At 68.4% G+C, this 13,599-nt stretch carries 14 protein-coding genes; 3 read left to right on the top strand and 11 right to left on the bottom strand.

Annotated elements, in window-relative coordinates:
* Nucleotides 1-37: 37 nt before the first annotated feature.
* Genes OG558_RS03000 through OG558_RS03025 form a run of 6 tightly spaced genes read right to left on the bottom strand, consistent with a single transcriptional unit; the run spans nucleotide 38 to nucleotide 4,735 of the window.
* Nucleotides 38-946: a Ppx/GppA phosphatase family protein gene (locus OG558_RS03000; RefSeq protein ID WP_329481447.1), complete on the bottom strand. Its 909-nt coding sequence runs from the start codon at nucleotides 944-946 to the stop codon at nucleotides 38-40.
* On the bottom strand, nucleotides 939-1,421 hold the full coding sequence (locus OG558_RS03005; RefSeq protein WP_405068835.1) for a DUF501 domain-containing protein: 483 nt from the start codon (nucleotides 1,419-1,421) through the stop codon (nucleotides 939-941). Before OG558_RS03005 ends, OG558_RS03000 begins: the two co-directional genes overlap by 8 nt.
* On the bottom strand, nucleotides 1,418-2,029 hold the full coding sequence (locus OG558_RS03010; protein WP_329481449.1) for a septum formation initiator family protein: 612 nt from the start codon (nucleotides 2,027-2,029) through the stop codon (nucleotides 1,418-1,420). Before OG558_RS03010 ends, OG558_RS03005 begins: the two co-directional genes overlap by 4 nt.
* Before the next feature lies 1 nt (nucleotide 2,030).
* Nucleotides 2,031-3,311, bottom strand: coding sequence for a phosphopyruvate hydratase (eno, locus tag OG558_RS03015; protein ID WP_405068836.1), 1,281 nt, complete (start codon nucleotides 3,309-3,311; stop codon nucleotides 2,031-2,033).
* A 39-nt stretch (nucleotides 3,312-3,350) separates the two neighbouring features.
* Nucleotides 3,351-3,896, bottom strand: coding sequence for an RNA 2'-phosphotransferase (locus OG558_RS03020; RefSeq protein ID WP_405068837.1), 546 nt, complete (start codon nucleotides 3,894-3,896; stop codon nucleotides 3,351-3,353).
* Nucleotides 3,893-4,735 (bottom strand): LysR substrate-binding domain-containing protein, encoded by an 843-nt coding sequence (locus tag OG558_RS03025; protein WP_405068838.1) that lies wholly within the window; start codon nucleotides 4,733-4,735, stop codon nucleotides 3,893-3,895. The genes OG558_RS03020 and OG558_RS03025 overlap by 4 nt, the downstream gene beginning before the upstream one ends.
* Before the next feature lie 69 nt (nucleotides 4,736-4,804).
* On the opposite strand from OG558_RS03025, the gene OG558_RS03030 reads away from it, so the two are divergent.
* Nucleotides 4,805-5,263: a hypothetical protein gene (locus OG558_RS03030; protein WP_405068839.1), complete on the top strand. Its 459-nt coding sequence runs from the start codon at nucleotides 4,805-4,807 to the stop codon at nucleotides 5,261-5,263.
* A gap of 334 nt (nucleotides 5,264-5,597) precedes the next feature.
* Here the strand turns inward: OG558_RS03030 and OG558_RS03035 are convergent, their stop codons facing one another.
* The 3 genes from OG558_RS03035 to OG558_RS03045 are packed head-to-tail and all read right to left on the bottom strand — an operon-like array spanning nucleotide 5,598 to nucleotide 9,009.
* Nucleotides 5,598-6,455 carry a phosphotransferase enzyme family protein gene (locus tag OG558_RS03035; protein WP_405068840.1) on the bottom strand — a complete coding sequence of 286 codons (858 nt, stop codon included), beginning with the start codon at nucleotides 6,453-6,455 and terminating at the stop codon, nucleotides 5,598-5,600.
* A 43-nt stretch (nucleotides 6,456-6,498) separates the two neighbouring features.
* Nucleotides 6,499-7,869, bottom strand: coding sequence for a hypothetical protein (locus OG558_RS03040; RefSeq protein WP_405068841.1), 1,371 nt, complete (start codon nucleotides 7,867-7,869; stop codon nucleotides 6,499-6,501).
* 12 nt (nucleotides 7,870-7,881) lie between these two features.
* Nucleotides 7,882-9,009, bottom strand: a complete 1,128-nt coding sequence (locus OG558_RS03045; protein WP_405068842.1) for an OmpA family protein — start codon at nucleotides 9,007-9,009, stop codon at nucleotides 7,882-7,884.
* A gap of 657 nt (nucleotides 9,010-9,666) precedes the next feature.
* Here OG558_RS03045 and OG558_RS03050 point away from each other — a divergent pair.
* Together OG558_RS03050 and OG558_RS03055 are read left to right on the top strand one after the other, a co-directional pair.
* Complete coding sequence (locus OG558_RS03050) at nucleotides 9,667-11,271, top strand: helix-turn-helix transcriptional regulator (RefSeq protein ID WP_405068843.1); 1,605 nt, start codon at nucleotides 9,667-9,669, stop codon at nucleotides 11,269-11,271.
* Between the two features lie 434 nt (nucleotides 11,272-11,705).
* Nucleotides 11,706-11,939: a hypothetical protein gene (locus OG558_RS03055; protein ID WP_405068844.1), complete on the top strand. Its 234-nt coding sequence runs from the start codon at nucleotides 11,706-11,708 to the stop codon at nucleotides 11,937-11,939.
* A gap of 6 nt (nucleotides 11,940-11,945) precedes the next feature.
* On the opposite strand, the gene OG558_RS03060 is transcribed toward OG558_RS03055, so the two are convergent.
* On the bottom strand, nucleotides 11,946-12,869 hold the full coding sequence (locus OG558_RS03060) for a MazG family protein (protein ID WP_405068845.1): 924 nt from the start codon (nucleotides 12,867-12,869) through the stop codon (nucleotides 11,946-11,948).
* An 89-nt stretch (nucleotides 12,870-12,958) separates the two neighbouring features.
* The gene (locus OG558_RS03065) at nucleotides 12,959-13,585 is read right to left on the bottom strand and encodes a hypothetical protein (RefSeq protein ID WP_329481460.1); all 627 of its coding nucleotides are present in this window, start codon (nucleotides 13,583-13,585) and stop codon (nucleotides 12,959-12,961) included.
* Between the last annotated feature and the right edge of the window lie 14 nt (nucleotides 13,586-13,599).

The raw sequence follows: 13,599 nt of genomic DNA on the forward strand, positions 1-13,599 counted from the left end.
GGCGGGTCCGCCACCCGCCAGCAGGTCCAGGGCCCGGTCAGCCGAGCGAGAGCGCGACACCGTCCAGGATGTCGTGCTCGGACACGATCACCTCGCCGACCGTCATCCGGTCGAAGAGCCGCTGCAGGATGAGCGCTCCGGCGCCGATCACATCCACGCGTCCGGGATGGATGGTGGGTACGGCGGAACGCTCAACGCGACTGGAGTTCGTCAACCAGGTGGTCGCGGCGCGAAGGTCAGCGCGGGCGAGTCGCGCGTGGTGGACCGCGGCCCGGTCGTACTCCGGAAGCCCAAGGGCGACCGCAGCGACGGTGGTGACAGTCCCGCCGACCCCGATCAGCGCGCGGGCATCCCCGAGCGGGACTGTGGTCGTGTCCAGGAATGCGTCCGCGTCCTTGGCGATGGCGTCGAGTTCGTCGGGCGTCGTGGGGTCTGATCTGACATGCCGCTCGGTCAACCGCACCGAGCCGATGTCGAGCGACTCCGCCGCGATCACGCCGTCGGCGTCGCCCAGGACGAGTTCGGTCGAGCCGCCGCCGATGTCCGCGACGAGGTAGGGCCCGGGGAGACCGAGCGATGCCGTGGCGCCGCGGAAGCTGAGCTCGGCCTCCTCCGCACCCGAGATGATCTCCGGCTCCACACCGAACCGCTCCCGGATACCGGCGAAGAACTCGTCCCGGTTGCTCGCATCCCGAGCCGCCGAGGTCGCCACGAATCGCGTCCGCGCGACGCCGGCCGCCCGGATCACGGCGGCGAAGTCGTCAGATGCCGTGAAGACGCGCTCCAGCGCTTCCGGAGCGAAGGATCCGGTCGCATCAACGCCTTGCCCGAGGCGGACGATCGTCATCCGCCGATCGACCTCGACGAGCCGACCGTCGACCAGGTCGGCAATCAGCAAGCGGATCGAGTTCGTCCCGCAGTCGACGGCCGCAACCCGTTCAGACACACGGACCTCGGCGGCCCCAGTCCTCCAGGGCTTCCAGGGCCTCGTCGCCGAGGGGATTGACTCCGGGGCCGGCGGCGAGTGAGTGACCGACCAGCACGTGCAGGCACTTCACGCGGTTGGGCATGCCGCCGGCGGTGATGCCGGCGATCTCCTCGACGTGCTGGATGGACTCGCGGTGGGCCAGGTAGGACTCGTGGGCCGCCCGATAGCGCGCGGCCAGGTCCGGATCACTGCCCAGGCGGTCGGTCATTTCCTTCATCATGCCCTCGGCCTCAAGGGTACCGATCGCGGACGCGAGTCGCGGGCAGGTCACGTAGTACGTGGTCGGGAACGGCGTACCGTCCGGCAGTCGCGGCTCGGTCTCCACCACATCCGGCAGGCCGCAGCTGCAGCGGTGCGCGATGGAGCGGATGCCCCGTGCGGTCCGGCCCAACTGCTTGCTGACCGCTTCTTCGTCCGCGGGACTGACGCTCACCGGGTCGCCTTCGGTGACGGCGTGATGATCGGCTTCGGGGTCGGTTTGGCCGGAGTCGGCGTCGTCGCCGGGGCCGGCGGGTTGCCCGCTCCCTCGACACTCCCCCACAGCTTCGTGTACCAGGTCGGCTTCTGTGCGTCCGTCGTACCGTCTGTCGGGGCCGAAGGCTCGGGCGGCGCACCCAGCGGCTTCCCGTCCGCGCCGATCACGCGGTAGCCGACCTCGCCCGGCATCACCCAGCCGAGCCGCTGCCGCGCCTGCGCCTTCACGAACGCGTCGTCGTCCCAGCGGGCGATCTCGTCGTTCAGCTCGTTGACCCGCTTCTCCCGGTCCCGGATCTCCTGCTGCAGCGCGGTGACCTGCTGGTGCTGGTCGAACCACACCCGCAGGCTCTGCGCGTACGACACGATCAGCGCACCGAGCACGAGCAGTACGACGGCCGCCCGGCCGGTGAGGTTGCGGGAGCCCCGGGTCCGGACCGGGCCGGCCGGGGTCCCCGTCGTACGGCGTTTGGGCTGGTCGCCCCGACGGGCCGGTGGCCGCGACTGGGTCCGGCTCGACGGACGCGAGCCGGGGCGTGCACCGGATTCCCGGCGGGACGACGGCATCTCAGCCCTGGAACCGCGGGAAGGCCGAGCGACCGGCGTACGTCGCCGCGTCGTCCAGCTCCTCCTCGATCCGGAGCAGCTGGTTGTACTTCGCGGTCCGGTCGGACCGGGCCGGGGCGCCGGACTTGATCTGGCCACAGTTCGTCGCGACCGCGAGGTCGGCGATCGTGGTGTCCTCGGTCTCGCCGGAGCGGTGGCTCATCATGCAGGTGAAGCCGTTGCGGTGGGCGAGGTCGACCGCGTCCAGCGTCTCGGTCAGCGAGCCGATCTGGTTCACCTTCACCAGCAGGCTGTTCGCCGACTTCTCGGTGATGCCGCGCTGCAGCCGCTCCACGTTGGTGACGAACAGGTCGTCGCCGACGATCTGGGTCTTGTCGCCGAGCTGGGCGGTGAGGCTCTTCCAGCCCTCCCAGTCCTCCTCGTTCAGCGGGTCCTCGAGCGAGACGATCGGGTACGCCGACACCAGGTCGGCGTAGTACGCGATCATCTCGTCGGCCGACTTCTTGCCGCCCTCGAACGCGTACACGCCGTCGGTGTGGAACTCGCTCGCGGCCACGTCCATCGCCAGGGCGATGTCCTTGCCCGGCTGCAGGCCGGCCTTCTCGATCGCGACCAGGATCAGGTCGAGCGCCTCGCGGTTGCTGGCCAGGTTCGGCGCGAAGCCGCCCTCGTCGCCGAGGCCGGTGGACAGGCCGCGCTCCTTCAGCACCGCCTTCAGCGCGTGGTAGACGCCGGCGCCCTGCATCAGGGCCTCGCCGTACGTCGCCGCGCCGATCGGGGCGACCATGAACTCCTGGACGTCGACGTTGCTGTCCGCGTGCGCGCCGCCGTTCAGGATGTTCATCATCGGCACCGGCAGGACGTGCGCGTTCGGGCCGCCGACGTAGCGGAACAGCGGCAGGCCGGCGCTGTCCGCGGCCGCCTTCGCCACCGCCAGGCTGACGCCGAGGATGGCGTTCGCGCCGAGCTTGGCCTTGTTCGGGGTGCCGTCGAGGTCGATCAGGGCCTGGTCGATCAGCCGCTGCTCGTGGACGTCGTATCCGACGATCTCCTTGTCGATGTCCTCCAGGATCGCGGTGATCGCCTTCTGGACGCCCTTGCCGCCGTACCGGGCCTTGTCGCCGTCGCGCAGTTCGACGGCCTCGAACTGGCCGGTGGACGCGCCCGAGGGCACGGCCGCCCGGGCGACGGTGTCGTCGTCGAGCAGAACCTCGACCTCGACAGTGGGGTTGCCGCGCGAGTCGAGGATCTCGCGGGCGCCGACGGCCTCGATGGTGGCCACATTGACTCCCAAGTTCTCGATGACGAATCGGTCCCGAGCCTAGCCTCCAGACCAGCTACCCCAGTGGACCGCGTCGGCCCTAACGATCGCATCCGCGGGGACCTCCCGCGTCAGCAACACCCCGTTGGGCGCCAGATAGACCTCGAGATTGCCGGAATCCACAGCCAGTAAGACTTCTACCGCCGTGCGCCGGCCGACCGGGCTGTCCTCGGACGGCGCCAGATGGACGTGCGTACGCCGTCCCGCGCGTAAGCCTTCGCGCCGGATCGCCGGCAGGGCGGCCCAGTTGGTCCCGTGCCAGAGCAGGTGATCGGGGTACACCCGTTCCCAACTGTTCTCCAAGGCTTCACGCGTCACGGGCATCCCGTCGAGCGAATGCCCCTGACACGCGCGGATCCGATCGCCGTCCACCTGCAACCGCTGCTTGTCGTTGTCCTCGACCGCGGCCGCGAGGTCGGCCGGCTCCATCCGAAGTTCGGCCAGTACGTCGGCGATCGCCGCCCAGCCGTCCGCACTCATGGTGAGCCCACGCTCACCTGCTGTATGCCTGAGCAGCCTGGAGATCCGCCGGCTGTCCCGGCTCACCTCAACAGCCTCTTCAGCTCGTCCACCCGCTCTCCGCGGTCCAGCCGGCTGATGACGTAGTACCGCACCGGCGGCAGGTCCGTGACCGGGATCTTCCGAACGGCGGCCGTCGTCCGCACGAAGCCGTTCACCACTGCCGGCCCGATCCCCAGGCGGACGAACTGGACCAGGAGTTCCCACCCTTCGGCCTCTACCGCGACGGACCACCGGACGCCGAGGTCGAGCATGCTCCGCTCCAGCTGCTGCCGATGCGGCCGATCCTTCGGCGGTACGACGAGAGCCTCGTCCTGCAGGTCCTTCAGCCTGATCGTCCGCCGGTCGGCCAGGCGATGGTCGGCACGGGTGATCAGGGTCTGCGGGAACTGCCCCAGCAACTCACAGTCGAGGTCGTCCGGCGGGATCCCCAGCGCGGTGACGCCGACATCGGCGGTCCCCTCCCGGACGGCCTCGAGGGTCCGGGTCGCGTTCCCGGTCAGCAACCGCAGCTCGTGTCCCTTCCGCAGGAACCGCCGGATCGGTTCGCCGAGAAGGTAGAGGTACGCGCCGGAGCCGGCCATCAGCACGACCGGGCGCGGCGGCGCGGCCTCGATCGAGCTGAGAAAGTCCGAGGCCCGGTCCAGCGTGTCATTGGCGAACGCGGCCAGCCGCTCACCCACCTCGGTCAGCTGGAGTTGCCGCCCGTGCTTCAGGTAGAGCGGCGTACCCAGGCGACCTTCGAGCTTGCGGACGCGGGCATGCAGCGCGGGCTGGCTGACGTGCAGTTCCGCCGCGGCCCGGGTGAAGTTCCGGTGCTGCGCGAAGGCGGCGAACGCGGCGAGATCCTCCGCGACCAGTTCCATCGACAGAAACTATAGCTTGTCGACACATCGATAGTTCTGCTCAAGCACTCCAGCGATCAGCCTGGAGACATGAACAAACTGGGAATCGACATCGGCCGGGTGATCATCGACGGGTCCTCGGGGTCCGGCGACACGTCGTTCTTCTCCGGCGACACTGCGGCGATGCTGCGGACTCCCGCCGTACCGGGCGCTTTCGCGGCGATCCCACGACTTGTGCCGTTGTTCGGAGAGGCCTGGTTGGTGTCGAAGTGTGGGCCGCGGGTGCAGCGGCGGTCGGTGGAATGGTTGCGGCATCATCGCTTCTTCGAGCTGACCGGGATTGGCGAGGGCAACGTCCGGTTCTGCCTGCGGCGGCCGGAGAAGGCGATCCACTGCGTCGACCTGGGCATCACCCATTTCGTGGACGACAAGGCGGACGTCATCGCGGCGATCACACCGGTGGTACCGCATCGGTATCTGTTCACGAATTGGCCGACGACCGAAGCCTCGATCCTGCGAGACCTGTCCCTGCGCGTGACGGACGGGTAGTAGTGGCTCCGATCCGGCCGAGCCCTGTGCACCTGAGCGTGGCGCGCCGGAGCGGGCCAGACTACTACCCGTCGGTCCGTACACCAACTCGGTCGACGAGCGGCGACTCAACTACACGGCCTGGATGCACCGGCGTCGGGCCGGCGATTGCTCGGGGTGAACCTGGAGGGAAATGCCACTCCACAAGGGCACAACCCGCCACCTTCCAGGCGAAATCCCTCCACAAACGGGACATGCTTCGGCGATCGATGGCCAGGTGGCGGAGGCCGGGTGCATCGTCCATCAGGTTGGGCACAGCTGCTCGTCCCGGGGCCCCGTCACGCAACGTCCATGGTCACCGGTCCGCGGTTTCGAAGGCTTGTCCGGCATCGGCGAGACCTTTGAGGTTCTCGGCCGGGTCGGCGATACCGGTACGAACGTCATTCGCGCAGCGCCAGGCGAAGTACCCAGCCTGCACAGCCCAACGGACCCTGAGGAAGGCGTCGAGGCCGGCGCTGATCTCATCCGCGAGCTCAGGGCGCTGGCCGAGGTACGCCGGTACGACGTGATCCGGGTGGCCGCCGGCGTACATGACGGCCGACGCGACGTCGTACAGGACCGGGCCGTGCATGGCGCTGCCCCAGTCGATCAGCGCTACCTGGCCGTCGGACTGCCGGAAGAACGCTTCCGCGGCGGGATCGCCATGCAACCAAGCCCACGAGATGTCGTCGAGCGAGCTTGCGGCGTCGAGTGCGCTCCGAACGGCCGGGCGGATCCAGTCCTCCAGGTCGAGGTACTGGTCGAACTGGGTGATCAGGTGGAGCCAGTCAGCGAGGTTGCCCGGCTCAGCGGCCGATACCTTGTGCACCCGCCCGAGCAGCTCGCCGACGGCCCGTTGATCCTCGACCGTCCCAGTCAGTGGCACCCCGCCGACGTACTCCAGCACCCCGACCTGCCGGTCCTCGACCTGCTCGACGAGCCGTCCCTGGGTGCTCGGTCGCGGGCGGCCGGTGATCAGGCCGGCATCGCCGAGTCTGGCGGCCAACCTCAGTCCGGGCTCGAACGCCCCGTCCCCGGCGTCCACCGACTTGAGGACGACCTGCCACGCATCCGCGGCGGCGAGCCAGGCGACCGAGTTCATCCCGCCGGTCAGCACCTCCAGGCGCGCCGGCTTCAGATCCCAGCGCTCCAGCAACAGTCGTTCGACGTCCACCGGCGCCACCTTGCCAGTGGCGCCGGTGGACGTGCACCCGGTTTTAGTACAGCGAAGAGGTGGCGGCCGAGTGGTCCCACGGATGCGGCCGGACCTGTCGCAGCCGCAGCGTGACGTCCGCGAGCCTCACACGAAGAGCCTCGAGCCGGCGATCACGGTCGATCACCGGCTGGAGATTGACCGCCTCAGCGCCCGGGATCCTGTTGCTCAGCGGCGGGCGGGACCCGGTCGCCACCTCCACCGCGCTCGACGGCACGGCCACGTGGCTCGACAGCCCACCGATCTGCAGCCGGAGGAAGTTGTACGGCGCCGACGCCTCGTCGACCACCTTCTGCACATCGCCGAGGATCGCCGGCATGATCTTCTCGACCTGCTCGCGCTCCAGCCGCCGGGCAATCGCCAGGTCCGACTCGGCCTGCTCGACGAGTTCGTCGTACTGCTCCCGATCCTCGTCGAGGTCGTCCGTCAGCGCGTCCCGCTCGCGTGACACCTTGCTGCCGTCGAGCGCCTTGCCCAGGAACGCGAGCGTCGGCATCAACAATCCGGTCGTCACGGCCAGCATGATCATGACCACAGCCACAGCGGTCTGCGCGTGCCCGAGCGCGTCGAGACCTCGCTCGATCAACGCCGCCGTGATGCCGAGCGCGATCGTCGCCGTCACCAGCAAGTACCCCAACCGGTGCCGGCGGCTCGTCTCCGCGTGGTGCTTCTGCCCGTCCGCCTGCGCCTCGCGAGCGTGGTTGTGAGCACGCGCCGCGTGATCCACCAGCCAGGTCTGCCCGAGCATCACGTAGACGACCAGGATCAGGGCAAACGTCCATCCCATCCAGTCCCGCCACGGACTCACGATCGGCACGTTCAGGTAATAGGTGAGGAAGGCAAGGAATCCGAGCGCCTCGGCCCACGGCGCGACGCGCGAGATCGTCCGCAGCCAGGCCGGCGCCCGGTCGTGGTGCCGATGGCCGCCGGCCCGGTCCGCTTCCACACAGTCGGTCAGCTCCTCCACCCGGTCGACCGCGTCGTGACCGCCGTACACCTTGTTGGTCTCCGGCGTACTGAGGTCCCTGGGATGTCTGCCGAGATCGTCGATCGTCGTCTCGACGTCGTCGCATAACCGGTCGATCGCGTCCAGCGCCGGGTCGGCCTGGTTCTTCAGTCGCGTCGCGAGCAGGCCCTGCCCGTCACGCACGTACGGCGCGCTGAGCTGGCGGCCCACCACCGGCTGCGGCTCCCACTCGCTCCGCGGAACGCCGGCATCCCGGTGGTGGCGTACGACGTACTCGTAATAAGTGGAGGCGATGCGGTACTCCTCCTTCGTGCACAGGCCCGCCCGGACGGCTTCCCGTCGCGTGTACTGCGGCCCCCGAATGGACTCGTGTCCGTTGTCCGGTAACGGAATCGCCTGAGTGGCCATCTCCGTCCCCCTTTACTTGGTACTGCTGAAGCGAACGATCACACAGCGATTTCTAGGGTCGCTGGGGTCCGGGTACGGCTGGTTCGCGTTGCCGTAGCCCTTGATGTCGATGCGGTTGCGCGCCACGCGGAGCTGAACCAGCAGACCGGCGACGACCTGCGCCCGCTGCGTGCTGAGCTTGAGCGCCACCGGGTTGTTCGGCCGCTTGACGGCCGAGGAAGTGTGTCCTTCGACCGACACCCGGCCGGTCGATCCGATCGTGGCGGCGCACGAGCCGATCGCCCGCAACGTCGCCTGGCGATCCAGCAGGACCGCTTGATCCGAAGCGAAGTACGTCGCCGCACTCAGCGTGCACGTCTTCTCTCCAGGCACCTTGGTGGGCTTGGCCGGCACCGGCGTACCCGGCGGCGGGGGGATCGGTACGACGGGCGCCGGCAGAGGCGACGTGGACGGTGCGCCGTCCGGGTACTCGTACCGGACCGTCGGCGCACCGGCCGCCCGGAGCAGCGTGGTCCACACGGCTTCCCGATAGACGACCTGCGGGCGCCGCAGAACCAATTGCCGCCCGGACTCACCGAGCATGACGAACGTGATCGCCGCGCCCTGCAGTGCGGGTAACTCCCCCGCCCTGCGCAGCTCAGCCGCCAGAGTCGCCGGCGCCACATCGAACGCCAACTTCCGGAAGTCCACCGGATCGGTCGTATCCAGCCCCGAGGAGAAGATGAACACCGGCCGGGAGACATCGATGCGAGCCCGCGACAACCCGGCGAACAGCGCCTCGCCGCCGACCACCGAGCTCTCCTTGTTGAGCTGCTGTTCCAACGTCCCGATCAGCCGGTCGATCTCCTTCGCGGCCCGCTCCGCAACCTTGAGCGGCTCCCCATCCGGCTTCCCGTCGACCCGCGGCGTCATATCCGTTGCGCTCGTCGAGACGGCGCCATTGCCGTCGATCCGCACAACCCTGACAACCTGGTGCTGGGCTCCAGCCCGCTCGAGCATCTCCCGAGCGCTTCCAGCAATCCGGATGGCCGCCTGATTGGCCGTCGGCGCCGTGTAAACGATCGTCCCGCCCAGCACCGGCCCCGCCGGCTCCTGTCTGCGCGACTCCCACAGCGCCGCCGACGCCGAGACGACTGCCAACAGCAGTCCGACGACGACCCCGAGAATCCATCGCCGGGAGCCCCTCCGCCCCCGGCCACGCCTCCTCGATCTCCCACCAACCCGCATCGGCCGTCTCCGCCCGGTGCGATAGCGGGTCCTCCCGCCCCGCCGGCTTCTCATCACACACCGCCGGGCAGAAGGTGCTTCACCGCGTTGACGGACTGGACCGGAATGCTCGCAACCGTCGTATTGGGCGCAGATGTGCACATTGGCTTGCACATCGCACAGTTTGGGATAGGCTTTTGTTTCATCACTGATCAGACCCCTCACTTGCTAGGTCGTCGGGTTCTCGGTGATGTGGGGCGGCTCGGGTGCAGACCGAGCCGCCTCTTCGTGTAGCGGCCTCGGACTCAGCGTAAGCGCGCTCTATGCACAGGTCAATACAAATGTGCGCCCCCTCTATGCACAGGTGCGCACTTCGCGCACAATGTTAAACACATGATTGCGAGGGGGTCGTGGGAGCAGTCGCAGGGGGCAGGTCTAGGCTGCGTTGCACGTTGGTGAACGGGTCTGAACGCTCCGGCGAGTCGACCAGGCTTTCGGCGACTTCTGTGCTTGTAATGGCGCCACGGCGTCTCCTAGGCTCCGCGCGCGGAAGAGCCGACCTCGACCGACGACTCTCAGAAGGAGAAGGCGGTGAACGACACACCCGCTGGCCCGACCGCTGACGACTCGCGGGACACCCGCCGCACCATCGCCGGCCAGATCCGGATGGCGCGCAAGGAGGTCGGGCTGAGTCAATCGACGCTCGGCTCCCGAGTCGGAGTGAGCCGCTATGTGATCAACCGGCTCGAGGGCGAGAACCAGGATCTGTCACTGGACCTCGCTCTCAAACTGGCCGAGGTGCTCGACCGGCCCGAGCTCGAGCAGCTCACCCGCGCCCAGCTGGCGTCCTCGTCTCAGCCGGTTCGGCACCCGAACACTCGCGACGCATTGCTCGAGGAACTGCTCGACTCTCCGGGACTCGCCCGCTTGGTGATCGTCGTCGCCGACGAACTGGACATCCTGGGCCTGCTGGAGCGCGCCCGGATCAACCTGCCGGAGGCGGTGACGATCGTCTTCCCCAGTCACGCCCGCCAACAGCAGCTCCGCGGACCGGCGGCCCCGAACTCCGCCACCTGGGACGTGCAGAGGCAGATCACCAGGATCTTCGAGGCCCTGGCTGTCGGCGGCCGGCTGCACCCGGACGAAGGGCCGCTCGACTACGACATCAAGCTCTACGAGTCGGATGACGTCCGGCAGTCCTTCGTCCTGGTCGGGGTCGCGGAGGGGAACCAGTGCGCCGTCTGGCCGGCCCTGCCGAACATCCAGCCCGACCAGCTCGAGACCGTTCCGGTCGCCGTGTCCGCGGATCCGTCGTTCATCCAGCTGATCGAGGCTCACTACCGCGATCTGGTCCGCGGCAGGAAGCCGCTGACCCACCTGAAGGCAGTCGTCGTCGTTGGCAAGGGCAACGGATCGACACCGGCCGGCCCAGTCGCCAGGCACCGACTCTCGAGCTACTTCCAGCTCGGTGTCGACTCCGAGCTTGACGAGGCGGCGACTGCCGGCAGGGCAAGAATGCGCTTCGGCTTCGGCGTGGCGCTGGTTCTCATCCATGGTTATGCCGAGCGGCTCGGGCGTCCGCTCGGCCGTAGGATCCTGCTGCAGCAGGATCCGAAGTCCGCTACGTATCAGCTCATCAGCACCCACATCTCCGACGAGGACCTCGACGGCACCGGAGAGCGTGGGCCGCGGTCTACCTCGACCAGCCATACGGCGCGACGAAAGCTGATCGCCGGCGATCGAGAGGCGAGCGTCGCCCCGGCCGCGTTCATCCGGGCAGCCCGGCACGGGCTTCTGGACGAATTCGGCGCAGATGTGCCGGACGACGCGCTCCAGGAGATTCCCTTGCCGGAGCCGCTGTGGATCGTTGAGAAATTCGACCTGCAGGGCAACCGCCTGATGCCGGTCGTGCCGCGGTTGTTCCATCTGGACCTGACTCCCCGCTACCGCGAGGACCTGTCGGCCCCGATCGAGTCGAGTGGGCTGGAGGGGGACTCGGCGCGGCTCGACAGCTGGCCGGCGTCCGTCGGCAGCCTCGAAGCTGCCCTGCTCGACACCGCTGGCACTATGGCCTTCGGCCAGCGGGATCTGCAGGATCCGGACGTCCCACTCAACGACTTCCTGGAGACCGCGCGGACGCAAGCGGGGGACTGGTTCTTATCCGTGCTTCAAGAATTGAAGATTGCGATGGAGTGATGAACACAATTGACCATGACCTCAGGCGGGTTCCGCGCGAGTGGCTTGACGCGCTGGTGCTGACGCCGGGGTCTACTGAGCCGGTCGCGACGTACATGCCGGTCCTCGCGCTCACGATCACCCGCGAGGACATAGGTTCGCGACAGGTTCTGGGTTGCGTGCGGTCTCCTGAGGAGAACCGGACGCACCCGGGGGTGCTGAGTTCTCCGACCGTGCGGGTTCGCGGAGTGGAGGACTTCTCTGGTCTGCAGAGCGGGCCAGTGGTTGGGGATGTGCCGGCTTGGTTGACGGCGCACGTGGATCAGTTGCTGGGGGGCAAGCTGGCGGCTGACAGTGAGATGACGGCGGGGCTCAAGCCTGATTTTGTGCAGGTTTGGCAGGCTCACAGTGTGATCGGGAGCGCCGATGGGCGGCCAGTCACCGAGCCTTTGACGATGATCAACGTGCATGTGTCGGTGCCTGCCGGCGTGGAGATCTTCCCGCACCGGACGCCGTCGTACTCGTGGATCGGGTTTGTGGACGAGGAGCGGCATGCCGTGGCCGTGGAGCGGCGGGACGCTGCGGTCCTGGAGGCGGACTTCGGCGGCGAGACGCCGATCGTTTATGGACTCTGCACTTTGAGTACGGCTGCCATGCTCAAGGTGACCGCGCTCAGCGCGGTGTCCTGAAGGAAATCAGCGCTGTTCCGCGGTGTGGATCTGGTCTGCCAGCGATCGGACCGCACCGCGGAGTGCTTGTTCGGGGTCGACGTCCAAGGTGCGGGCTGCGCGGACCAGCTCCAGTAGTTCCTGGCCGATGCGGTCGGCGTCAGTGGACGGCTCAGGGGTGGGCTCGTCGTCCGCGAGGAGCTTGGCTGCGCGGCTGAGGACCTTGTCCGCGAGTGCCAGCGCGGGGAGGGCCAGCGGAATACCCTCCAGGACGGAGCTGCGCTGCTTCTCCGCGGCTTTGATCGTCTCCCAGTTGGCCTCTACCGCGGCGAGGTCCTTGTTCGTCTCGTCGCCGAAGACGTGGGGGTGGCGGCGGATGAGCTTTTCGACGATGTCTGCGGAGACGTCGTCGATCGTGAAGCCCTCGTCCGGGTTCTCCTCGGCGATGCGGGAGTGGAAGGCGACCTGCAACATCAGGTCGCCGAGTTCTTCGCGGAGGTGGGCGCGGTCGCCGGTGTCGATCGCTTCGAGGGTTTCGTAGGTTTCCTCGAGGAGGTACTTCGCGAGGCTCTCGTGGGTCTGTTCCTGGTCCCACGGGCAGTTGCGGCGGAGGCGGTCCATGACGCGCACGAGGTCGATCAGGCGCGCACCTGGTACGTCGTACGAGCCGTGCAGGATCTCCACCTCGAAGGGCGGTCGCGGGTCCCGGTTCAGCTGGTCGGCGACCACGCGAAGCAGGGCTGGTTCGCCGTCGTCGGCGACGAGCCAGGCAACCTGACGGCCTGCGGTGGCTGCGGCGGAGAGCCAGGTCCACGCCTCGGCGAAGCCGCCTTCGAGCTGGGTGACAACCAAGCCGGAGCCGATTACCGCCTGGACGTCCGGGCGGGACGGACCGGCCGAGGCGCCGATCTCATCGGCATCCTCGAACGCCTGCCAGGCGGCGCGAGTCATCAGGCCTGGCGCCACCCGAGGGCTGGTCAGGACGACCTTGATGCCGCCACGCTGTCCCGGGCTGGGACGACCGTCGTGCGTCAGCGGTCTCAGCCCTGGCCCTGTTGCTGCTGCTGGGCCTCGGCGGCTTCGCGCTTCGCCTTGGCCTGGTCGGACTCCTGCGACAGCGAGCCGGAGACCTTGCCGTCGATGGCGCCGTCGGTCCACTGGCCGAAGCGCGGCGCGATGCTGATCTTGATGTCCTTCGACGCGTCCTTGACGGCGGCGATGCCGGCCTGCTGCTTCTGCTGCGCCTGCGGGTCGGTGACGCCGGTGCCACCGCCGAGCTTGATGGTGGTGACGGCGGCCGCGGCGACCTGGTTCAGGAAGTCGCGGGTGAGCTCGTTCTCCTGGAACTTCTGGTACGACGCCTCGTCGCTGACCACGAGCTTCGCGGCCTCGGCGGTCTCCGCGTCGGAGACCGTGATGCCCTTCTGCTCGCCGACCTGCGCGACCAGGGCGTTGTTCACCAGCTCGCTCAGCGTCACACTGGTGGCGAAGTCCTGGCCGAGGGCCGTGGTGACCGCGCGCGAGGTCTGGTCGACGTCGCGGACAGTGATCTCGGTCGGACCGACCACGGCCGCCGCGCCCGGGTGCGTCCCCGCCGCGCAGCCACCGGCCAGCAGCACCATGGCCACCGCCGCTCCGATCGCCCCAAGCCGTCGCGATGTGCTCACCGAATCTCCTCGTG

The sequence above is a fragment of the Kribbella sp. NBC_01510 genome, from assembly GCF_045040325.1.
Classification (GTDB): Bacteria; Actinomycetota; Actinomycetes; order Propionibacteriales; family Kribbellaceae; genus Kribbella.